The sequence below is a fragment of the Streptomyces sp. NPDC017943 genome (genome assembly GCF_044328425.1).
Taxonomy (GTDB): domain Bacteria; phylum Actinomycetota; class Actinomycetes; order Streptomycetales; family Streptomycetaceae; genus Streptomyces; species Streptomyces djakartensis_A.
This window is the reverse complement of sequence record NZ_JBIRHH010000008.1, coordinates 268,229-290,031: the sequence shown is the minus strand read 5'-3', so window position 1 is coordinate 290,031 and position 21,803 is coordinate 268,229. Positions and strand designations below refer to the sequence as shown.

Sequence of the window (21,803 nt, the reverse complement as noted above, 5' to 3'; positions counted from 1 at the left end):
GGGCCTGCTGTGCGCGACACGGTACCCCCAACCAGGGGCTATCGGCCGAGCAGGACCACCTCGACCTCGGTGCCCGGCTCGACGGACTCGGTGTCCTCGGGGACGACGATGAGGGCGTCCGCGTGGGCGAGGGCGGCGACCAGGTGGGACCCGGCCCCGCCGACGGGGGTGACACGGCTGCCGGAGCAGGTGGCGCGCAGGAACTGCCGGCGGCCCTTCGGCGAGGTCAGCGCCTTGTCCGCGACGAGCGTGGCCCGGGTCGTGGGGCGGTGCACGTCGTCCAGGCCCATGAGGGTGCGGATGGCCGGGCGGACGAACAGCTCGAAGGAGACGTACGAGGACACCGGGTTGCCGGGCAGGGCCAGCAGCGGGGTGTGGTCGGGGCCGATGGAGCCGAAGCCCTGGGGTTTGCCGGGCTGCATGGCGAGCTTGCGGAACTCCACGCCGCTGCCGGGCTCGTCCTCGTCACCGACGTGGGCCAGGGCCTCCTTGACGACGTCGTAGGCGCCGACGCTGACGCCGCCCGTGGTGACCACCAGGTCGGCGCGGACCAGCTGGTCCTCGATGGTGGAGCGCAGGGTCTCGGCGTCGTCGGCGACGGCGCCCACGCGGTAGGCGATGGCCCCGGCGTCCCGGGCGGCCGCGGTGAGGGCGAAGCTGTTGGAGTCGTAGATCTGACCCGTGCGCAGTTCCGTGTCGGGCTGGACGAGTTCGCTGCCGGTGGAGAGCACCACCACGCGCGGGCGGGGGCGTACGCGGACGGTGCCGCGGCCGATCGCGGCGAGCAGGGCGATCTGCGGCGGGCCGAGGATCGTGCCCGCCTGGAGGGCGCGGTCGCCGGCCTTCACGTCGCTGCCCTTCGCGCGCACGTGCGCGCGGGGTCCGGCCGGGCGGTGGACCTGCACCTGCCCGGTGGCGCCCTCGGGGGCGAGGCTGCGGGCGCGCATGCCGTGCACCGGGCCCTCGCCGAGCCCGCCGTCGGTCCACTCCACGGGCACGACGGTCTCGGCGCCGGGCGGCAGCGGGGCGCCGGTCATGATGCGGGCGGCCTGGCCGGGCCCCACGTGGAGAGGGTCGGCCTGGCCCGCGGCCACGTCCCCGACGACCTCCAGGGAGGCCGGGAACTCCTCGCTCGCGCCCGCCACGTCCGCGACCCGCACCGCGTAGCCGTCCATCGAGCTGTTGTCGAAGGGCGGCAGCGACACGGGCACCGTGACGTCCTCGACGAGGACGCAGCCCTGGGCGTCGAGCAGGTGCAGCTCGATGGGTTCCAGGGGCCGGACGGTGGCGAGGATGTCCTCCAGGTGCTCGTCCACCGACCACAGGTGGCCGGAGCCGGCGTGGTCGTGGCCGGTGACGCGGGGCGCGGCGCTGCTCAACGTGCTACATCTCCTCGGCTACGTAACTGCGAAGCCAGGTCCGGAACTCCGGGCCCAGGTCTTCACGTTCGCACGCGAGGCGGACAATGGCACGCAGGTAGTCGCCGCGGTCGCCGGTGTCATAGCGGCGGCCCTTGAAGACGACGCCGTGCACCGGGCCGCCGATCTTCTCGTCCTCGGCGAGCTGCTGGAGGGCGTCGGTCAGCTGGATCTCGCCGCCGCGGCCGGGCTCAGTGCGGCGCAGGACCTCGAAGATGTTCGGGTCCAGGACGTAGCGGCCGATGATCGCGTAGTTGGAGGGCGCGTCGGCCGGGTCGGGCTTCTCGACCAAGCCGCCGACCTTGACGACGTCGCTGTCCTCGGTGGTCTCCACGGCCGCGCAGCCGTAGAGGTGGATCTGCTCCGGGGCGACCTCCATGAGGGCGACGACGCTGCCGCCGCGCTGCTCCTGGACCTCGACCATGCGCTGGAGGAGGGGGTCGCGGGGGTCGATCAGGTCGTCGCCGAGGAGGACGGCGAAGGGCTCGTCGCCGACGTGCGGGGCGGCGCACAGGACGGCGTGGCCGAGGCCCCTGGGGTCGCCCTGGCGCACGTAGTGCATCGTCGCGAGGTCGCTGGACTCCTGGACCTTGGCGAGGCGGTTCTCGTCACCCTTCTTCAGCAGGGCCGATTCCAGCTCGTAGTTGCGGTCGAAGTGGTCCTCGAGGGGGCGCTTGTTGCGGCCCGTCACCATGAGGACGTCATCGAGACCCGCCGCGACGGCCTCCTCGACCACGTACTGGATCGCCGGCTTGTCGACGACCGGCAGCATCTCCTTCGGGGTGGCCTTGGTGGCCGGCAGAAACCGGGTGCCGAGGCCTGCCGCGGGGATGACAGCCTTGCTGATCCGAGGGTGGGACTGTGTCATGTCCGACACCCTAGCCGCTGCATTGTGCTGGAATCTGCTGCTCCGATGCATTGGTACTCATATGAGCTGATTGCGACGGTAAGGGAGCAACTATTGAGTCACTTCGCACGTCCGGGCGAGGCTAGCAAGCGCACCTTGAGGCGCGGACTAATTCAGATGAGAAGCAGGTTGACAGCGGATGACCTGCGGGAAACGGCGGCCGCGCTGGCCGGGCGAGCGCTGGGGCTGCCGGAGTTGGCCCACGCCGGAACGGTCGCGGCGTACGTCTCGGTGGGGAGTGAACCGGGCACGCTCACGCTCCTCGACGCTCTGTGCGCCCGGGGCGTGCGCGTGCTGCTGCCGGTGCTGCTGCCGGACAACGACCTCGACTGGGGCGTGTACGAGGGCGAGGCCTCACTGGTGCGCGTCCGGCACGGCGGCCGGATGGCCCTGTACGAGCCGGCGGGCGAGCGCCTCGGGCCGGACGCCGTGACGGGGGCGGACGCCGTCCTGCTGCCGGGGCTCGCGGTCGACACCCGGGGGATGCGGCTGGGGCGCGGCGGAGGCTCCTACGACCGGGTGCTGGCACGGCTGGAGCGCGCGGGTGCGCATCCCGCCCTGGTGGTGCTGCTGTACGACGACGAGGTCGTCGGGCGCGTCCCGGAGGAGCCGCACGACCGTCCGGTGCACGCGGCGGTGACACCGTCGGGGGTACGGCGGTTCGGCCGGCCGTCCTGACGGCGAACGGCCCTCCACGCACGCGTGGAGGGCCGTCGCCGTGCCGCCGGTGCCAGCCGCTCAGGGCTTGAGCACGAGCTTGTCGGTCGTGCTGCCGTCCACCGCCCGGTCCGAGAAGGACCACGGCAGCAGTTCGCCGTCGGCCCACTTGTCCGTCTGGTCGACGTAGTGGGCGCTGTAGGCGTGCCCGGAGGCGCCGGTGAGGTTGATCCAGCGGGACTTGTCGAGGTCGCCGAGGTTCACCACCATCCGCATGGACGGCACCCACACCACCCCGTAGCCGCCGGCGGCGTTCCAGCCGGTGGCGTTGACCGTGGCCTCGCCGCCGCCGAGCTCCCAGGGACCGCGGTTGAGGGCCTGGCGGACGAAGCCGGGCCCGGCCGTGCCGAGGGTCTGGTTCTTCAGGAACAGGCGGTGCAGCCGGCCCCAGCTCCAGGAGTCGATGTCCTTGCCGAGCTTGGCGGTCAGCTCCCAGCGGGCGTCGACCATGGCCCGCTTGAGCAGCTGGTCGCGGTTGACGGCACCGTCGCGGGTGCCCACCTCGGGCGTCCTCCACCAGTCGCTGTCCGGCTGGCTCATCAGCGTGCGGACCACCTCGTACCAGCGGTCGCCGCCGTCGGGCTGGGCCCGGTCGGGGTCGCGGCGGCCGCACTCGCGGACCTCCCCGGCCTCGTCGGCGGGGCCGGTGGTGTTGACCGGCTTGACCCACAGGCACTGGCCCTTGGCGCGCAGCTCCTTGGGCAGCTTGTTGCCGAAGGCGAGCTTGAGGACGTTGCGCCAGACGGCGTTGAAGTACGCGGCGGCGGCCGAGTCGGCGTCCTGGGTGTAGTCCCAGCCCTCCAGCAGCTTCTGCGCCTGGCGGACGTCCTTGTTCTCCGGGTCGATCTTCAGCAGCGTGGGCACCAGCAGCCGGGCGATCTCGCTGCTGTTGTCCAGCTGCATCTGCCGCATGTCGTCGGTGGAGACCTTGCCGCCGTCCTTGATCTTCGACTGGATCAGGTCGGTGATCCGCTGGCTGCGCGCGCCGTAGCCCCAGTCCGTGGTGAGGGTGTGGGGGTACTTGTCCTCGTCGATCACGGCCTGGTTGGCGGTGACGATGTAGCCGCGCTCGGGGTTGTACTCGTAGGGCAGCGCGTCCTGCGGGAGGTAGCCGGTCCAGCGGTAGTCGGGGTCCCAGCCGGGTGCGGGGACGGAACCGTCGTGGTCCTTCGCGCGCGTGGGGATCTTCCCGGGCAGGGTGTAGCCGATGTTGTCCTCGGTGTCGGCGTAGACCAGGTTCTGCGAGGGGACCTCGAACAGGGTCGCGGCCTTGCGGAAGCCGGTCCAGTCCTTCGCCCTGCCCATGGCGAAGACGGCGTCCATGGTCCGGCCCGGCTGCAGGGCGGTCCAGCGCAGCGCGACGCCGTAGCCGTCGCCCCGGTCGGGTGCGGCGGTGTCGACGGTGGCCTTGCGGCCGACCGTCACGAGTTCCTCGTCGCGGTCGGACAGCAGGGGCCCGTTGTTGGTCTCGCGGACGACGATCTTCTTGGGCGTCCCGCCGGCGACCTTGATGGTCTCCTCGCGCGTGGTGAATGGCTTGATCTTGCCGTCGTACTGGTAGCCGTCGCCGGTGATCTTCTCCAGGTAGAGGTCCGTGACGTCGACGCCGGAGTTGGTCATGCCCCAGGCGATGTCCTGGTTGTGGCCGATGATCACGCCGGGCATCCCGGCGAAGGTGTAGCCGCTGACGTCGTACTGGCAGGCGCTGGAGACGCTGCGGCAGTGCAGGCCCATCTGGTACCAGACGGAGGGCAGCGAGGGCGACAGGTGCGGGTCGTTGGCCAGCAGCGGCTTGCCGGTGATGGTGTGGTCCCCGCGCACGACCCAGGAGTTGGAGCCGATGCCGTCCCCGTTCACGCCGACGGCCGGGGGCAGGTCGTCCAGCACCCGGGTGAGGCCGGTGAGCTGGCTCTCCACGCCCGAGGTGCCGGACGGGCCGGACGTCCCGGCGGAGCCACCCGGGGTGCCCGACGCGCCCGAAGTGCCCGAACTGCCCGACGTGCCCGAGCCGGTGCCGCCGGTCCCGTTCGCGCCGGGCGTCCCGGAGGTGCCGGAGGTGCCGGAGGTCCCGGAACTCCCGGCCGTTCCGCCGGTGCCGGACGAGTCGCCCTGGGTGAAGGTGCCCGTCAGCGCGTCGACCTGGCCCTCCTGCACGATCGCCTTGTTCCGGCTGTACGGGTACTGCGGGTACAGGTCGGCGATCTGCTTCGGTCCCAGGCGGCTGGTGAGCAGGGCGCGGTCGATCTCGTCCTGCATGTTGCCGCGCAGGTCCCAGGCCATCGCCTTCAGCCAGGAGATCGAGTCGACCGGGCTCCACTTGTGCGGCTTGTAGTCGTTGGTGAAGCCCAGCGCCGCGTACTCCAGGGAGATGTCCTCGCCGTCCTTGCCCTGGAGGTAGGCGTTGACGCCCTCGGCGTAGGCCTGGAGGTACTTCTTCGTGGACGCCGACAGCTTGGTCTCGTACTCGCGCCGGGCGACGCGGTCCCAGCCGAGGGTGCGCAGGAACTCGTCGTTGTCGACCTGGCTCTTGCCGAACATCTCCGAGAGCCGGCCGGCGGCCATGTGGCGGCGCACGTCCATCTCGTAGAACCGGTCCTGCGCCTGGACGTAGCCCTGCGCCATGAACAGGTCGGCGTCGGAGGAGGCGTAGATCTGCGGGATGCCGTAGCCGTCCCGTTTGACCTCGACCGGGCCCGACAGGCCCTTGAGCGTGAGGGTGCCCGTGGTCTGCGGGAAGGAGGCCCGGACCGTGCTGATGGTCCAGTACGCGCCGAAGGCGACGCCCCCGAGGAGGGCCAGCACCAGGACGAGCACGAGGAGACGGGCCTTGCGCCCCTTTCTCCTGCCGGACTTGCCGGGCTGCTGACCCGTGGAGGCGGTGGTGTCGGTGGGCATCGCTGTCCTTGCTGTCCTAACGCGAGCGGCAGGTTCGGCTGTGCTTTTAACTGAGCGCTGGAGCAACGATAGGCGCAGGGCCTTGCGCCCCTTGACGCGGAGTCGGGAACCGGCACGGACGGACGTTCGATCTTGCCTTCTCGAGTGTCAAGAAATCGTCAAGAGTTAGGTAAGGTAACGAAGTAGTTGGCGCGATGCGCCACTGCGTCATGTGCGATGTACGTGAGCCCACGCGCGCGTGCGTGCGGGCCAGGGAAGGATTCGGCCGCTGACTGTCCATCACCTCAACCAGCTCCTGCTCGTCTGCTCGCTCGTCCTGCTCGTCGCCGTCGCAGCGGTACGGATCTCCTCGCGCAGCGGGCTCCCCAGCCTGCTCGTGTACCTGGGGATCGGCGTCGCCATGGGCCAGGACGGCGTGGGTGACATCCACTTCGACAACGCCGAGCTGACCCAGGTCATCGGGTACGCGGCCCTGGTCGTGATCCTGGCCGAGGGCGGCCTGGGCACGAAGTGGAAGGAGATCGAGCCGGTGATGCCGGCCGCCACGGCACTGGCGCTGGCCGGTGTCGCGGTGAGCGTCGGGGTCACGGCGTCGGCCGCGCACTACCTGGTCGGGCTGGAGTGGCGGCAGGCGCTGATCATCGGGGCGGTGGTCTCCTCGACCGACGCGGCCGCCGTGTTCTCCGTGCTGCGCAAGATCCCCCTCCCCGCGCGCGTGAAGGGCACGCTCGAGGCGGAGTCCGGCTTCAACGACGCCCCCGTGGTCATCCTCGTGGTGTCCCTGTCCACCGCCGGGCCGGTCGAGCACTGGTACGTGCTGCTGGGCGAGATCCTGCTGGAACTGGCGATCGGCGCGGCCATCGGCCTCGCGGTGGGCTGGCTCGGCTCCTGGGGGCTCAGGCACGTGGCGCTGCCCGCGTCCGGCCTCTACCCCATCGCCGTCATGGCCATCGCCGTCGTGGCGTACGCGGCGGGCGCGCTGGCCCACGGCAGCGGCTTCCTCGCGGTCTACCTGGCCGCGATGGTGATGGGCAACGCGCGGCTGCCGCACTGGCCGGCCACGCGCGGCTTCGCCGACGGGCTCGGCTGGCTGGCGCAGATCGGCATGTTCGTGATGCTCGGCCTGCTCGTCACCCCGCACGAACTGGGCGACGACATCGTGCCCGCGCTGGTCATCGGGCTGGTCCTGACGATGGTGGCGCGGCCGCTGGGGGTGTTCGCCTGCCTGACCCCGTTCCGGGTGCCCTGGCGGGAGTCGGCGCTGATGTCCTGGGCGGGCCTGCGCGGGGCGGTGCCCATCATCCTGGCGACCATCCCGATGGTGAAGGGCGTCACCGGAAGCGACCGGATCTTCAACATCGTCTTCGTCCTGGTCGTCGTCTACACCCTGGTCCAGGGCCCCACGCTGCCCTGGCTGGGCCGCACACTGCGCCTCGGGGAGGACGCGGAGGCCGCGGACCTCGGCATCGAGTCGGCCCCCCTGGGGCGGCTGCACGGGCACCTGCTGTCCGTGGCGATCCCCGCGGGGTCGAAGATGCACGGCGTGGAGGTGGCCGAACTGCGGCTGCCGCACGGTGCCGCCGTGACGCTCGTGGTGCGCGGGGGCGAGTCGTTCGTCCCGCTGCCGACGACGATCCTGCAGCGGGGAGACGAGCTCCTGGTGGTCGCCACGGACCCGGTGCGGGACGCGGCCGAGAACCGGCTGCGGGCCGTGGGCCACGGGGGCAAGCTCGCCGGATGGCTGGGCACGGGCGGACCGAAGCCCTGAGGGCGCTTTGCCCCTTTTGGCCTTTTGGTATTGCAGGGCGGGCGCCCCATGGTGCTCGCTTTCACAGGCCGGGCAGCCCTTGATCCCTGTAAGATGAAGGCGTACCCAGATCGAACCAACTCTGCCTGACGCAGAGCTGGCGCGACCGTATGGCGGTCGGGACACCCCTCCTCACCGGGCCCCGGCATCTACCGCAGTTCCGCGCAAGAGGACAGCTCTCGGCGAGGCCCACGACGGGGCCGGCGCTACCAGGCGGCAGAAAGGCACGGGCCGTGGAGTCCACGGTCACCTCGGAGAAGTCGAAGAACTCGACGGCTTCCGCCCGCCCGGGATACGGCCGGCTGCTGCGCACCCGCGGCGCCTGGACGTTCCTGCTCCCCGGCTTCGCGGCACGGCAGCCGTTCGCGATGCTCACCCTCTCCATCGTCCTGCTCGTGCAGCACACCACCGGCTCCTACGGCGCGGCGGGCGCCGTCGCGGCCGCCACCGGCGTCTCCATGGCGCTGTTCGCGCCCTACAGCGGCCGCCTCGCCGACCGCTACGGGCAGCGCACGGTGCTGGTCCCCGGGGTCCTGCTGCACGCCGTGTCCGGGCTGACGCTGACCGCGCTGGCCCTGATGGACGCACCCCTGTGGGCGGTCTTCGCGGCCGCCGTGCCGACCGGCGCCTCGGTCCCGCAGATCGGGCCCATGGTGCGGGCCCGCTGGGGCGTGAAGCTCAAGGACTCGCCCCTGATGTCCACCGCGGCCGCCTTCGAGTCGGTCACGGACGAGCTGACCTTCGTCCTCGGACCGCTGCTGGCCACCGCCCTGTGCACCGCCGTCGACCCGGCCGCGGGCCTGGTCGCGGAAGCCTCCCTCACCCTGGTCGGCGGCCTGCTGTTCGCCGCGCAGAAGAGCACCCAGCCGTCGGTCTCCGGCAGCGGCCACGCACGCGTGGAGCACGTCTCCGCCCTGCGGGTGCCCGGGGTGCGGGTGCTGATCGTGACGTTCCTGGGCATCGGCACCGTCTTCGGCGGCATGCAGGTCTCGCTGGCCGCGTTCACCGAGTCGATCGGCGAACCGGGTCTGAACGGCGTCCTGTACGGCGTCTTCGCCGCGGGCAACATGCTCTCCGGCCTGGTGTGCGGCGCGATCGCCTGGAAGGTGGCACCGCAGCGGCGCCTGGTCGTCGGCTACACCGCGCTCGCGCTGACCGCGTCGGGCCTGTGGGCCGCCCACTCGGTGCTGGTCCTCGCCGGTCTCGGGCTGCTGGTCGGCGTGTGCATCGCGCCCGCCCTGATCACCGGCTACACCCTGGTCGAGAGCCTCGTCCCGGCCGGTGCCCGCACGGAGGCCTTCACCTGGCTGACCGGCGCGGTGGCACTCGGCCAGGCCGCAGCCGTCACGGTCGCCGGGCAGCTGGAGGACCGCCTGTGGGACGGCGCCGGTTTCCTGGTGCCGATGGGCGGCACGGTCCTGGCCCTGCTGACCCTCTTGTCCCTGCGTTCCCGGCTGTCCGCACGGGGTCCGGGGCGGACCGTGGCACGTGGCGTGGGTCACCGCGTGCCGGTGGCAGTGGACTGAGCGGCCGGAATACGTCACTATGGAGCGTCGTTAGCACTCATCGAGTGAGAGTGCCAGGAGGAAGACAGTGCCCACCTACCAGTACCAGTGCACCGAGTGCGGCGAGGGCCTCGAGGCGGTGCAGAAGTTCACCGATGACGCTCTGACCGAGTGCCCCACCTGCAAGGGTCGCCTGAAGAAGGTGTTCTCGGCGGTCGGCATCGTCTTCAAGGGCTCCGGCTTCTACCGCAACGACAGCCGCGGCTCCTCGTCGAGCAGCTCCCCGGCCGCGTCGAAGTCGTCGAGCTCCTCGTCGTCGTCCTCGGACTCCGGCTCGTCGAGCTCCGGCTCCGGCTCGTCGTCGAGCGGCTCGTCGTCGAGCACGAGCAGCTCGGCCGGCAGCAGCACCACCGCCGCGTAGGGCCTGCCCCGCACCGCACTTCCTTACGGGACCCTGTCGCCCCCGGGCGACGGGGTCCTCGGTGTTTCCGCGTGCGGTTAGGGTGCGGGCATGGCAAACAAGGCGAAGGCGACGGGTGCGGTGGGCTCCGCGGACTCCGCGGATGCGGCGGTGGGCTCTGCGGCGGCGGGCGCAGGTGCGGGCGCGGACATCGGGGTCATCGGCGGCTCCGGGTTCTACTCCTTCCTCGACGATGTGACCGAGGTCCGGGTCGACACCCCGTACGGGCCTCCCAGCGACTCGCTCTTCCTCGGCGAGGTCGCCGGCCGCCGGGTCGCCTTCCTGCCCCGGCACGGGCGGGGCCACCACCTGCCGCCCCACCGGATCAACTACCGCGCCAACCTGTGGGCCCTGCGGTCGGTCGGTGTGCGCCAGGTCCTCGCCCCGTGCGCGGTGGGCGGCCTGCGCCCCGAGTACGGGCCGGGCACACTGCTGGTGCCCGACCAGCTCGTCGACCGCACCAAGGCCCGCGCCAACTCCTACTTCGACGGGCTGCCGCTGCCCGACGGGTCGGTGCCGAACGTGGTCCACGTGTCACTGGCCGACCCCTACTGCCCCACCGGGCGGACCGTCGCGCTGAAGGCGGCACGCGGCCGGGACTGGGAGCCGGTGGACGGCGGCACGCTGGTCGTGGTCGAGGGACCGCGCTTCTCCACCCGCGCGGAGTCGCTGTGGCACCAGGCGCAGGGCTGGTCCGTGGTGGGCATGACCGGCCACCCCGAGGCGGCACTCGCCCGCGAGCTGGAGCTCTGCTACACGTCCCTGACGCTGGTGACCGACCTCGACGCGGGCGCGGAGACCGGGGAGGGCGTCTCGCACGACGAGGTGTTGCGGGTGTTCTCGGCGAACGTGGACCGGCTGCGCGGGGTGCTGTTCGACGCGGTGGCCGGGCTGCCGGCGAACGGCGAGCGGGACTGCCTGTGCGTGGGGGCGCTGGGTGGGATGGATCCGGGGATCGTGTTGCCGTAGTCGGGGTGCCGGGGCCGGGGTCCGGGGTCGGGGTGCCGGGGCCGGGGTCTGGGGTCGGGGTGCCGGGGCCGGGGATGAGAGGACAAGGGCAACGGCCGGGGCGAGAGGGCAACGGCCGGGCGGGAGGGCAGCGGCCGGGCGGGGCGGAAGTTGTCGTTCCGGTGAGGGAGTTGTCCACAGGTCCGCGGTGCGTCCACAGGCCTCAGCGGGCGGCCGTGCGGAGCCTCATCGTGGGGAGCGCAAGCCGGTCCCTCGTCGCAGGTGGTGGTTCCCGTGTCCCTCGCCCAGTCGTTGTCCGTCCCTCCGCCCGTCCGCCCGTCCGGGTCGCCCGGAGCCCTTGCGCCTTCGTCGATCCCCGCCGCCGTTCCTCCCCGGCCCGGCGGGTTGTCCCCCCGGCCGCCCGCCGTTCCCGCCTGGGCCGCTGCCGCGGCGGGGCCGCCGGAGGCGCAGGTGCCCGCCACGCGCGAGGTGCCGCGCTTCGATCCCGTGCGGGTGCGCGGGGGCCGGTGCCTGCCCGGCCGGCTCGGGCGGCAGCGGCGGGTGGCCCTCGCGGCCGGGCTCGCCGTCGTCGCGACCGCGTTCGCCGTGGCGGGCCCGCGTGACGCGGACGGGGCCCGCGGCCATCCCCGGGCCGAGCCTCCCGCGCACGACGCGTCGCTCTCCGGCGGGCCTGCCGCCCCGGCGCGTCCGCCCGCGGAGCGGGTGACGGCGCCCGTCCGCATCGCCGACGCGGCCACCGTGCGGCTGCTGCGTCCCGGCGACCGGGTCGACGTCATCGCCGCCGAGGAGACCACCGGGGGCGGTGAAGCCCGGGTGGTCGCCCGCGGGGTCAGGGTGACGAAGGTTCCCGAGCCCCTGGAGGACACTCCGGACGCCGGGGCGCTGGTCGTGCTCTCGGTACCGCGGGAGACCGCCGCCCGCCTGGCCGGGGCGAGCGCCGCCGGACGGTTGGCGGTGACCCTGTGGTGAGGTCCGCCGCGGCGTCCGCGGAGCTCTCGTGCACGGTCTGGTCGAGTCCCGTGTCCGGTCCCTCGTCAGAGGGACCCGGGTGCGCTGTTCGGCCCAGCGTTGACGTAGGTTGCGGAGCGTTTTGTTCCACAGGCTGCGCGTGCGAGAAGAGGCCCCGAGGTGAGCGAGAAGAAGGATCCGAGCGTCTGGCAGGGCTTCAAGACCTTCCTGATGCGCGGGAACGTCGTCGATCTGGCGGTCGCGGTCGTGATCGGTGCCGCGTTCACCAACATCGTCAACGCGGTGGTGAAGGGGATCATCAACCCGGTCGTCGGGGCCATCGGCACCAAGAACCTCGACCACTACAGCTCGTGCCTGAGCACGTCGTGCGACGGCGACCAGGGCATCCAGATCCTGTGGGGCTCGGTCCTGGGCGCCACGCTCAGCTTCGTGATCACCGCGGCGGTCGTCTACTTCCTGATGGTTCTGCCCATGGCCAAGTTCCTGGCCCGGCAGGAGGCCCGCCGCAAGGCGAAGGAGGGCACGCAGGAGGTCCTCGAGGTGACCGAGCTGGAGGTGCTGAAGGAGATCCGCGACGCGCTGGTCGCCCAGCGCGGCGCCGGGCACGACCGGCCGTAGGAGCGCGGCGGGTCGTAGCGGCGCGGGCGGCGGCCCGGCTGCTTCACAGGTGGTGGGGCGGCTTCTCGTCGAGGAAGCGGCGGAGGTCGGCCGCGGCGCCCCCGGAGTCGGTGCGGTCGCCCCAGCCGCGGTCGGTGTCGTCGGAGGACTGCTGGTCCAGCGGGTCGTCGAAGACCAGCGCGGGCCTGGGCTCGCGCGGCTCGGCCTCGGGGCGCTCGGGCTCGGAAGCGGACGCGGACTCGGGGGCGGTACTCATGCGTCCAGGGTACGGTCGCGGAGAAAATCCCCCCGCCTTCTGCTGTGCTGGGAATCATGACCTCCAGCACCGCTCCCCCGCCCGCCCCCTCCGACGGCCCAGGTGGCTCAGGCGCCCCGGACCGCCGCGGTCCCCTGCGCAGGCTCCGAGCGCGCGACCGCGAGGAGGCGCACCGGGCCGCCTCACCGCTGGAGCTCTTCTTCGACCTGTGCTTCGTGGTGGCCGTCGCGCAGGCGGGCATCCAGCTCGTGCACGCGGTCGCCGAGGGGCACGCGGGCGAGGGGATCCTCGACTACGCGATGGTGTTCTTCGCCCTGTGGTGGGCGTGGATGAACTTCACCTGGTTCGCCTCCGCCTACGACAACGACGACGTCCTGTACCGGGTCGTCACCCTGGTGCAGATCGCCGGCGTGCTGGTCCTGGCGGCCGGGGTGTCGCGGGCCTTCGAGGAGCACGACTACCTCCTGGTATGGCTGGGCTACGCCATCATGCGGCTGGCGCTGGTGTCGCAGTGGCTCCGGGTGGCCCGGGCCAGCGAGGGCCCGGAGCGTGCGACGGCCCTGCGGTACGCGGGCGGTGTGCTGCTGTGCCAGGTCGGCTGGCTGGGGCTGCTGTTCCTGCCGGGGGACGTCCGGCCGTGGTGGTTCCTGGTGATGGCGCTGCTGGAGATGTCCGTGCCACCCATCGCGGAGAGGCACCGCTCCACGTCCTGGCACCCGCACCACATCGCGGAGCGATACGGGCTGTTCACCATCATCGTGCTGGGCGAGACGATCGCCGCGGCCACGGTCGCCGTGAAGTCCGGTGTCGACGAGAACGACGCGCTGGGCGAGCTCCTCCCGATCGCCGCGGGCGGGCTGCTCATCATCTTCGCCGCGTGGTGGGTGTACTTCGCGGTGCCCATCCACGGCCATCTGCGCTCCAACCGGCAGGCGTTCCTCTGGGGCTACGGCCACTACCTGGTCCTCGCCTCGGCGGCCGCGATCGGGGCCGGCCTGGAGGTGGCGGTGGAGCACACGGTCGGCGAGGCGCACATCTCCACGCTGTCGGCGTCGGCGGCCGTGACGCTGCCGACGGCCCTGTACCTGCTCACCCTGTGGGCCTTGCACTCGCGGTACTTCAAGCGGGGCATCGGCCAGCAGATGGTGCTGCCGACGACGGCCCTGCTCGTCATCTGCTGCACGTTCCTGGGTGACTGGGCGGTACTGGCCGCGGGCCTGGTCTGCGCGCTGTCGGTGGTGGCGGGGGAGGCCCTGGCCACGCGCCGGACCGCCGGGAGGAGCGGGGCGGCGCCCCGGACGGTCTGACGGCGGCACCGGCGCACCGGCCGGCGTCTGCACGAGACTGTCCGTCATGACAGTTGACGCTCTGACGGATGTCGCCGGTCTGCGGGTGGGGCATGCGACGCGTGCCGGTGACGGTTGGCTCACGGGCACCACGGTCGTGCTCGCCCCGGAGGGCGGGGCCGTGGCCGCCGTGGACGTGCGGGGCGGTGGTCCCGGCACCAAGGAGACGGACGCGCTGGACCCGCGCAACGTGGTCCGCACGGTCGAGGCGATCGTGCTGACCGGGGGCAGCGCCTACGGGCTGGACGCCGCGTCGGGGGTGATGGCCTGGCTGGAGGAACGGGGGCGAGGGGTCCGCGTCGGGGCGGATCCGGCGCACGTGGTGCCGGTGGTGCCGGCCGCCTGTGTCTTCGATCTGGGCCGGGGCGGCGACTTCCGCGCCCGGCCGGACGCGGCGACGGGCCGGGCCGCCGTCGAGGCCGCGGCGGCGAGCGAACCCGGTGCTCCCGTGGCGCAGGGGTGTGTGGGTGCCGGTACGGGCGCGGTGACGGGGGTGGTGAAGGGCGGCGTGGGCAGCGCGAGCACGGTGCTCGACAGCGGCGTGACGGTGGCGGCGCTGGTGGTGGCGAACGCGGCGGGATCGGTGGTGGATCCGGAGACGGGGGTGCTGTACGGGGAGTTGTTCCAGGGGCGCGTGGCCTACCCCGCGGCCGAGGTGCACGCGGCGGCGGTGCGGCGGCTGGCCGAGACGGCGGCGCGCAGTGCTCCTCCTCCGCTGAACACCACGCTCGCGGTGGTGGCCACGGACGCCGGCCTGACCAAGGCGCAGGCGCAGAAGCTGGCGGGCACCGCGCACGACGGGATCGCCCGGGCCGTGCGGCCGGTGCACCTGCTCAACGACGGGGACACGGTGTTCGCGCTGGCGACGGGCGAGCGCTCCCTGGACGCGGCGGACCCGCTCGCCCTGAACGAGATCCTCGCCGCCGGGGCGGACGTGGTGACCCGGGCGATCGTGCGGGCGGTGCGGGCCGCCGAACCGGTGGACGGGCCGGGCGGGGCGTGGCCGTCGTACGGGGAGCTGTACGGGGAGTCGCACGGGGAGTCGCACGGGGAGCGCTGAACCGGGGTGGCCGGGCACGGCGGCTGCGCCCGGGGGCCGGACTTTTGTCGCGGTTCTGTCACGTGATGGCCTTCACCGCGCACGGGCGGAACCCGGTCCGCGGCCCGGGCCCTCTTCCCTGGCGTACCGGAGCGGATCACGCACATCACTTGACCTGGGAGCAGCCCGTGACAACGCCGAACATTTCAGCGCGGCGCACTCTGGGGGCCTGTGCCGCCCTGGTGGTCGGCGCCCTCACGCTCACCGCCTGCGGCGGCAGCGCCACCGCCAAGGACGACGAGAAGGGCGGCGGGAACGACGCGAAGACGTCGGTGGCGAAGATCGCCATCTCGGCGAAGGACGGTTCGACCGGCGCGTCCATCAACAAGACCGGGGTGAAGGTCAGCGGCGGCAAGCTGACCGAGGTGAAGATGACGGTCGCGGACAGCGGTGCGGCGGTCACGGGTTCGCTCTCCGCCGACGGCAAGGTGTGGAAGCCGAAGGAGCAGCTGGAGCGCGGGACCAAGTACCGGATATCGGCGACCGCCAAGGACGGGGACGGCAGGACGGCCGCGGCCAACTCCATCTTCACGACGGTGTCGACCTCGAACAGCTTCATCGGGACGTACACGCCGGACGACGGCACCACGGTGGGCGTGGGCATGCCGGTGTCGTTCACCTTCGACAAGGCGATCACGGACCGCAAGGCCGTGCAGTCGCACATCTCGGTCACCTCCAGCAGCGGGCAGAAGGTGGTGGGGCACTGGTTCAACGGCCAGCGGCTCGACTTCCGGCCCGAGGAGTACTGGAAGGCCGGCTCCAAGGTCACCATGGACATCGACCTGGACGGGATCGAGGGCGCCAACGGCGTCTACGGGGTGCAGAAGAAGACGGTCACCTTCACCATCGGGCGTTCCCAGGTCTCCACGGTCGACGCGAACACGCAGACCATGACGGTCGTCCGGGACGGCAAGACGCTCAAGTCGGTCCCCATCTCGACCGGCGACGCGCAGCACACCACGTACAACGGGCAGATGGTGATCTCCGAGAAGTTCACCCAGACCCGCATGAACAGCCGGACGGTCGGGATGGGCGGCGAGTACGACATCCCGGACGTGCCGCACGCGATGCGGTTGACGACGTCGGGCACGTTCCTCCACGGGAACTACTGGTACAACAAGGGCAACCCGCCCTTCGGTCGCCAGGGCACCAGCCACGGCTGTGTGGGACTCGCCGATGTGCGGGGCGCCGGCGGCGACACCCCCGCCAAGTGGTTCTACGACAACTCCCTGATCGGGGACGTGGTGATCGTGAAGAACTCCCCCGACAAGACGGTGGCGCCGGACAACGGGCTCAACGGCTGGAACATGGCGTGGAGCCAGTGGGTCGCGGGCAGCGCCTCCTGACCGGGCGGAGGACCGCCCTGACCGGGTGAACGACCGCCCCGACTGGGGTTCTTGACGCATCGGCCGGGCCGCGCGGGAACTTTTCGCGCGGCCCGTGCGTTTTCCCGGACGTACGTTTTCTCGGTTCCCGGACATGATGTCCGACCGAGGGGCTACGGTATGCACCCACAAGGTGACATGCAGCAACGCCGGGAGAAACCTTGAGCGTTCCGTACGAGACGGCAGCGTACGAAGGCCATGACTCGCCCGAGTCTCCGGAGGAGCACCTCGCGCGGCTCCTCGGCCGCGCCCTCAACTCCTTCGAGTTGCCGGACGAGACGATAAGGCTGCTCGACTGCGCGCTGGCGCACGACGGCTCGCTGCACTCCGCCCACCACAGCGAGGGCCTGCACCGCGAGACGTACCGGCACACCTGGCTGCTGGCCGACGGGTGCGCGCTCACCCTGTGGGAGCTGGTGCACAACACGGTGCCGGGCGGCGAGCCGCAGCACGAGGTGTACGCCGACGAGGAGGAGCTGCGCGCCGCGACGGCGCGGCTGGCGCTGCCGCCGGAGACCCCGGACTTCGAACTGCCGGTGACGGTCCAGCTGTCGGCGGTCGCCGCGCCGCGGCACGCGTACGCCGGGGAGGGCTCGGCGGACCACGCGCGCCGTTTACTGCGCCGGGCGGAGAACCCGGACCGGCCGGGCGCGGACGTGGCGGCCCTCCTGGCCACGGCGTCCGGCCACCAGATCACCCAGGCCTTCGGCCGCCCCAGCCGGGCGGGCCGGGCGGTCCTGTCCTTCACGCTGTACGAGCACGCGTTCCTGCTGCGCGACGGCGAGGAGGTCTCCCTCTGGGAGGTCGAGCACACGGCGACGCCGGACGGGCGGCACATGTGCGAGGTGTACGCCGACGAGGAGGCGGCGCGTGCGGCGATGGAGCGCCGCGCGGACCAGTTCTCCTGGTCGGACGGGGAGTTGGCGGGCCGGGAGCTGACGGGTCGGCAGGTGACGGACCGGGGGCTGACGGACCGGCCCTCCGGCTCGGACCGCCTGTCCTAGACGGTTCGGCCGCCGAGGCGGCGGACCAGTTCGGAGAAGGCGTCCCGCTCCTCGCGGGTCAGTTCCACGGACTCCGACCGGTGCCCCGTCTGCCGCTGCTGCGGGAGAGCGGGGAGAGGCCGGCCTTCGGGCCATCGGGAGACGTGCTCGGGCATGCCGCCCAGTGAACACCACGGCCCGGGACTGCGGTCCCGGGCCGTGATTTTCGTGATCTATCTCGCAGGTGGCATGAACCGTTCAGACAGCCCGAATGGGGCGAAGACCGGTCGGGGCCATGGCACCTGCTCTCATGCCGCGACCGACTCCTTCTTCTCCGCGGCCGTCTTCGCGGCCGTCTCCGCCGCGGCCGGGACGGCGGAGTCCTCGCCGGTGGCCGTCGCGGCGCCGGGGGCGGATGCGCGCAGACTCTTCAGGACGATCACCAGGGTGGTGGTGACACAGACGCCCGCGGCGATGGCGACCAGGTAGAGCAGCGGGTTGCCGATCAGCGGGACCACGAAGATGCCGCCGTGCGGGGCGCGCAGGGTGGCGCCGAAAGCCATCGACAGGGCGCCGGTGACCGCGCCGCCCGCCATGGACGCGGGGATGACGCGCAGCGGGTCGGCCGCGGCGAACGGGATCGCGCCCTCGGAGATGAACGAGGCACCCAGCACCCAGGCGGCCTTGCCGTTCTCACGCTCGGTCCGGGTGAAGAGCGTGCCCCGCACGGTCGTCGCCAGGGCCATGGCCAGCGGCGGGACCATGCCGGCCGCCATCACCGCGGCCATGATCTTCATGGCCGCGTCGCCGGGACCGGCGACGGCGATCCCGGCGGTGGCGAAGGTGTAGGCGACCTTGTTGACGGGGCCGCCCAGGTCGAAGCACATCATCAGGCCGAGGAGCATGCCGAGCAGGATCGCGTTGGACCCGGACAGGCCGTTCAGCCAGTCGGTCATGCCCTTCTGGGCCTCGGCGATGGGCTTGCCGATGACGACGAACATCAGGAACCCGACGATCGCCGAGGAGATCAGCGGGATCACCACCACCGGCATGATGCCGCGCAGCGCGGCGGGGACCCGCACCCGCTGGATCGCCAGCACCACGCCGCCGCCGATCAGACCGGCCGCGAGACCGCCGAGGAACCCGGCGTTGATGGTGAGGGCGATCGAGCCGCCGACGAACCCGGGCACGAGGCCGGGCCGGTCGGCCATGCCGTAGGCGATGTAGCCGGCCAGGACCGGGACGAGGAAGCCGAAGGCGACGCCGCCGATCTGGAAGAGCAGGGCCCCCCAGCTGTCGGCCTGCGTCCAGAGGAAGTGGTCCATGACGGACGGGGCCTTGTCGACCTTGTAGCCGCCGAGCGCGAAGCCGAGGGCGATCAGCAGACCGCCCGCCGCGACGAACGGGACCATGTAACTGACGCCGGACATCAGCCACTTGCGCAACTTGGTGCCGTAGCCCTCGTGCGAGTCGCCCGCGCGCTCGACCGGGGTGGCCGGGGCGGAGCCGGCGGTGACCTCGCCGCGGGCGGCCTTCTCGCGGACCTCGGCGATGAGTTCGGCGGGACGGTTGATGCCCGCCTTCACACCGACATCGACGGTCGGCTTGCCGGCGAAGCGTTCCTTCTCCCGCACGGGCACGTCGTGGGCGAAGATCACGGCGTCCGCCGCGGCGACGACCGCGGGGTCGAGCCGCGTGAAACCGGCCGAGCCCTGCGGCTCGACGGTGAGTTCGACGCCCGCCTCGCGGCCGGCGTTCTCCAGCGCCTCGGCGGCCATGTAGGTGTGGGCGATGCCGGTGGGGCAGGAGGTGACCGCGACGATCCGGAACGCGGGCTCCCCGGCCCGGCCGGACGCCTCGACGTCTCCCGGCGCCTCGGGTTGTCCCGGTGCCTCGGGCTGTTCCGGCGCCTCGGTCCGGCTGTCCGCCTCGGTCCCGCTGTCCGCCCCGTCCCTTCGGTCCGCCCCGGCCCCGGCGGGCGCTCCGGCGCCGGCTGTGACCGTGGCGGCGGTGGGAGAGGCCGCTCCCGCCGCCGCCACGGAGTCGGGGGAAGCCGCCCCGGCGGGCGGCACCGGCTCGTCGCCGCGGATGAGGGCGGCCGCGGCGGCCGGGTCGCCCACACCGCGCAGCGCGTCGGTGAACTCGCTGTTCATCAACTGCCGGGCCAGGGACGACAGGATCGTCAGGTGGGCGTCGTCGGCACCGGCGGGCGCGGCGATCAGGAAGATCAGGTCGGCGGGACCGTCGGCGGCGCCGAAGTCGACGCCCCGGGCGCTGCGCCCGAAGGCCAGGGTCGGCTCGGTGACGTGCGCGCTGCGGCAGTGCGGGATGCCGATCCCACCGTCGAGGCCGGTCGGCATCTGGGCCTCGCGGGCGGCCACGTCGGCGAGGAAGCCGTCCAGGTCGGTCACCCGGCCCAGGGCCACCATGCGCTCGGCGAGGGCGCGCGCCGCCGCCTCCTTCGTGTCGGCGGACAGGTCGAGGTCGACCAGCTCCGCCGTGATCATGTCGCTCATCGCGGGCTCCTTAGCACGCGTATCGCCCGGTGGGAGGGATGGGCGGGGAGGGGACGGGGTCGGGGTCGGGGACGCGGTGCGGGGTGAGAGGGGAGGGCGGGGACGCGGTGGAGGGTGAGGGGGACGGGTGCGGGAGGTGGCGGGGCGGCCCGCCGCTCCCGTAGGCGCGCCTGCGGCCGGCCGTACGTCATGACACCGGCTCCCGCAGCGGGCGGTCGGCGGGGACCTCCGGTGTGACCGTCACCGCGGCCGGGTCCAGGTCGGCCGGCGTCGGCATGACGCTGCCGGGCAGCCGGACGGCGGCGGCGCCGTGCGCGACGGCGGAGGCCAGGGCCTCGGGGCCGTTGCCACCGGCGATGAGGAAACCGGCGAGGGAGGAGTCGCCGGCGCCGACGTTGCTGCGGACGGACTCGACGCGGGCGCTGCCGAACCATGTGCCCCGTTCTGACACGAGCAGCTGCCCGTCGGCGCCCAGACTGGCCAGGACGGCCCGGGCGCCCCGCTCGCGCAGTTCCTCCGCGGCCTTCAGGGCGTCCCCGACGGTGGCCAGGGGACGGCCCACCGCCCCGGACAGTTCCTCGGCGTTGGGCTTGACCACGTCGGGCCGCTCGCGCAGGGCCGCGAGGAGGGCGGGCCCGGAGGTGTCCAGGGCGATCCGGACCCCGGCGGCGTGGCTGCGGGCGACCAGGTCGGCGTACCAGGAGGGGGCGAGGCCGCGCGGGAGGCTGCCGCAGCAGGCGATCCAGGCGGCGTCGCGGGACTGCCGCCGCACGGTCTCCAGCAGCAGTTCCGTCTCGGCGTCGGACAGTTCGGGACCAGGCGCGTTGATCTTCGTCAGGACGCCGTCGGACTCCGCGAGGGCGATGTTGGAGCGGGTGGCCCCGGCCACGGGGACCGGGGCGACTTCGATGCCCTGCTGGTCGAGCAGCTCCGCGACGAGCGCTCCGGGGGCGCCGCCCAGGGGCAGGACCGCCACCGTGCGCCGCCCGGCCGCGGCGACCGCCCGCGAGACGTTCACGCCCTTGCCCCCGGGGTCCACCCGTTCGCCCGTGGCGCGGACGACCTCGCCGCGGTCGAGGGACGGCACCTCGTAGGTGCGGTCCAGGGACGGGTTGGGGGTGACGGTGAGGATCATGCGCGCACCGCTTCCGTGCCGCCGCGCTCGATCGCGACGACGTCCTCGGTGCTCAGCCCGCTGTCGGTGATCAGCAGATCGACGTCGCTCAGGTCGCCGAACCGGGCGAAGTGCTCCTGGCCGTGCTTGGAGGAGTCGGCGAGCAGCACCACCCGGCGGGCGGCGGCCACGGCCGCGCGCTTCACGGCGGCCTCGGCGAGGTCGGGGGTGGTCAGCCCGTGGTCGGCGGAGAAGCCGTTGGCGGCCACGAACAGCACGTCGGCGCGGATCTCCGCGTACGCCCGCAGCGCCCAGGCGTCGACGGCGGCACGGGTGCGGTGCCGTACGCGGCCGCCGACGAGGTGCAGCTGGATGCCGGGGTGGTCGGCGAGGCGGGCGGCGATGGGCAGGCTGTGGGTGACGACGGTGAGGGAGGCCTCCAGCGGCAGGGCGGCCGCCAGGCGGGCCACGGTCGTGCCGGCGTCGAGGATCACCGTGCCCTCGGCGGGCAGTTCCGCGAGGGCCGCCTTGGCGATGCGGTCCTTCTCGTCGGCGGCGGTGGTCTCCCGCTCGGCGAGGTCCGGCTCGAAGTCCAGCCGTCCGGCCGGGATGGCACCCCCGTGCACGCGGCGGACCAGCCCGGCGCGGTCGAGGGCCTTCAGGTCCCGGCGGATCGTCTCCGCCGTCACCTGGAACTCCTCGGCCAGCGACACGACGTCCACCCGGCCGCCGTCACGGGCGAGCCGGAGAATCTCCTGCTGCCGCTCCGGTGCGTACATGCCCGTTCGCCTCCACCTCATGCCCGAACGTGTGGTTTCAGCGGGAGGCTACGCCGTGAT

Annotated in this window: 19 protein-coding genes; 11 read left to right on the top strand and 8 right to left on the bottom strand. The window is 72.7% G+C overall.

The window, feature by feature from the left end; genetic code table 11:
* Positions 1-38 precede the first annotated feature (38 nt).
* Positions 39-1,379, bottom strand: coding sequence for a gephyrin-like molybdotransferase Glp (gene glp / locus ACH4C6_RS26265; protein WP_398111042.1), 1,341 nt, complete (start codon positions 1,377-1,379; stop codon positions 39-41).
* Positions 1,380-1,383: 4 nt separating this feature from the next.
* On the bottom strand, positions 1,384-2,286 hold the full coding sequence (galU, locus tag ACH4C6_RS26260; RefSeq protein WP_398111041.1) for a UTP--glucose-1-phosphate uridylyltransferase GalU: 903 nt from the start codon (positions 2,284-2,286) through the stop codon (positions 1,384-1,386).
* A 156-nt stretch (positions 2,287-2,442) separates the two neighbouring features.
* On the opposite strand from galU, the gene ACH4C6_RS26255 reads away from it, so the two are divergent.
* Positions 2,443-3,003 carry a 5-formyltetrahydrofolate cyclo-ligase gene (locus ACH4C6_RS26255; protein WP_398111040.1) on the top strand — a complete coding sequence of 187 codons (561 nt, stop codon included), beginning with the start codon at positions 2,443-2,445 and terminating at the stop codon, positions 3,001-3,003.
* Between the two features lie 60 nt (positions 3,004-3,063).
* Here ACH4C6_RS26255 and ACH4C6_RS26250 read toward each other — a convergent pair whose 3' ends face one another.
* On the bottom strand, positions 3,064-5,937 hold the full coding sequence (locus tag ACH4C6_RS26250; RefSeq protein ID WP_398111039.1) for a penicillin acylase family protein: 2,874 nt from the start codon (positions 5,935-5,937) through the stop codon (positions 3,064-3,066).
* A gap of 238 nt (positions 5,938-6,175) precedes the next feature.
* Between ACH4C6_RS26250 and ACH4C6_RS26245 the strand changes: the two genes are divergently transcribed.
* From ACH4C6_RS26245 to mscL, 6 genes are all read left to right on the top strand, one after another.
* Complete coding sequence (locus tag ACH4C6_RS26245) at positions 6,176-7,705, top strand: potassium/proton antiporter (protein ID WP_398111038.1); 1,530 nt, start codon at positions 6,176-6,178, stop codon at positions 7,703-7,705.
* A 272-nt stretch (positions 7,706-7,977) separates the two neighbouring features.
* Positions 7,978-9,270: an MFS transporter gene (locus ACH4C6_RS26240; protein WP_398111037.1), complete on the top strand. Its 1,293-nt coding sequence runs from the start codon at positions 7,978-7,980 to the stop codon at positions 9,268-9,270.
* 67 nt (positions 9,271-9,337) lie between these two features.
* The gene (locus ACH4C6_RS26235) at positions 9,338-9,670 is read left to right on the top strand and encodes an FmdB family zinc ribbon protein (RefSeq protein WP_398111036.1); all 333 of its coding nucleotides are present in this window, start codon (positions 9,338-9,340) and stop codon (positions 9,668-9,670) included.
* Between the two features lie 90 nt (positions 9,671-9,760).
* Positions 9,761-10,678 carry an S-methyl-5'-thioadenosine phosphorylase gene (locus ACH4C6_RS26230; protein ID WP_398111035.1) on the top strand — a complete coding sequence of 306 codons (918 nt, stop codon included), beginning with the start codon at positions 9,761-9,763 and terminating at the stop codon, positions 10,676-10,678.
* Positions 10,679-11,128: 450 nt separating this feature from the next.
* On the top strand, positions 11,129-11,647 hold the full coding sequence (locus tag ACH4C6_RS26225) for an RcpC/CpaB family pilus assembly protein (protein ID WP_398111034.1): 519 nt from the start codon (positions 11,129-11,131) through the stop codon (positions 11,645-11,647).
* 159 nt (positions 11,648-11,806) lie between these two features.
* Positions 11,807-12,265: a large conductance mechanosensitive channel protein MscL gene (gene mscL / locus ACH4C6_RS26220; RefSeq protein ID WP_398111033.1), complete on the top strand. Its 459-nt coding sequence runs from the start codon at positions 11,807-11,809 to the stop codon at positions 12,263-12,265.
* 43 nt (positions 12,266-12,308) lie between these two features.
* On the opposite strand, the gene ACH4C6_RS26215 is transcribed toward mscL, so the two are convergent.
* The gene (locus tag ACH4C6_RS26215) at positions 12,309-12,521 is read right to left on the bottom strand and encodes a hypothetical protein (protein ID WP_398111032.1); all 213 of its coding nucleotides are present in this window, start codon (positions 12,519-12,521) and stop codon (positions 12,309-12,311) included.
* Positions 12,522-12,577: 56 nt separating this feature from the next.
* On the opposite strand from ACH4C6_RS26215, the gene ACH4C6_RS26210 reads away from it, so the two are divergent.
* The 4 genes from ACH4C6_RS26210 to ACH4C6_RS26195 all read left to right on the top strand — a co-directional run bounded on the left by ACH4C6_RS26210 (position 12,578) and on the right by ACH4C6_RS26195 (position 17,355).
* Positions 12,578-13,828 (top strand): low temperature requirement protein A, encoded by a 1,251-nt coding sequence (locus ACH4C6_RS26210; protein ID WP_398111031.1) that lies wholly within the window; start codon positions 12,578-12,580, stop codon positions 13,826-13,828.
* Positions 13,829-13,874: 46 nt separating this feature from the next.
* Positions 13,875-14,927 carry a P1 family peptidase gene (locus ACH4C6_RS26205; protein ID WP_398111030.1) on the top strand — a complete coding sequence of 351 codons (1,053 nt, stop codon included), beginning with the start codon at positions 13,875-13,877 and terminating at the stop codon, positions 14,925-14,927.
* 167 nt (positions 14,928-15,094) lie between these two features.
* The gene (locus ACH4C6_RS26200) at positions 15,095-16,312 is read left to right on the top strand and encodes an Ig-like domain-containing protein (protein WP_398111029.1); all 1,218 of its coding nucleotides are present in this window, start codon (positions 15,095-15,097) and stop codon (positions 16,310-16,312) included.
* Positions 16,313-16,512: 200 nt separating this feature from the next.
* Positions 16,513-17,355 (top strand): DUF6227 family protein, encoded by an 843-nt coding sequence (locus tag ACH4C6_RS26195; protein WP_398111028.1) that lies wholly within the window; start codon positions 16,513-16,515, stop codon positions 17,353-17,355.
* Here the strand turns inward: ACH4C6_RS26195 and ACH4C6_RS26190 are convergent.
* The 4 genes from ACH4C6_RS26190 to ACH4C6_RS26175 form a co-directional block, all read right to left on the bottom strand.
* Positions 17,352-17,510 carry a hypothetical protein gene (locus ACH4C6_RS26190; protein WP_398111027.1) on the bottom strand — a complete coding sequence of 53 codons (159 nt, stop codon included), beginning with the start codon at positions 17,508-17,510 and terminating at the stop codon, positions 17,352-17,354. The two genes, ACH4C6_RS26195 and ACH4C6_RS26190, sit on opposite strands and share 4 nt — an antisense overlap.
* A 132-nt stretch (positions 17,511-17,642) precedes the next feature.
* A complete protein-coding gene (locus ACH4C6_RS26185) occupies positions 17,643-19,850 on the bottom strand; it encodes a fructose-specific PTS transporter subunit EIIC (RefSeq protein WP_398111026.1) in 2,208 nt (735 codons plus the stop codon).
* A 187-nt stretch (positions 19,851-20,037) separates the two neighbouring features.
* Positions 20,038-20,985 (bottom strand): 1-phosphofructokinase, encoded by a 948-nt coding sequence (pfkB, locus tag ACH4C6_RS26180; protein ID WP_398111025.1) that lies wholly within the window; start codon positions 20,983-20,985, stop codon positions 20,038-20,040.
* Positions 20,982-21,743: a DeoR/GlpR family DNA-binding transcription regulator gene (locus tag ACH4C6_RS26175; RefSeq protein WP_398111024.1), complete on the bottom strand. Its 762-nt coding sequence runs from the start codon at positions 21,741-21,743 to the stop codon at positions 20,982-20,984. Before ACH4C6_RS26175 ends, pfkB begins: the two co-directional genes overlap by 4 nt.
* Positions 21,744-21,803: the final 60 nt, after the last annotated feature.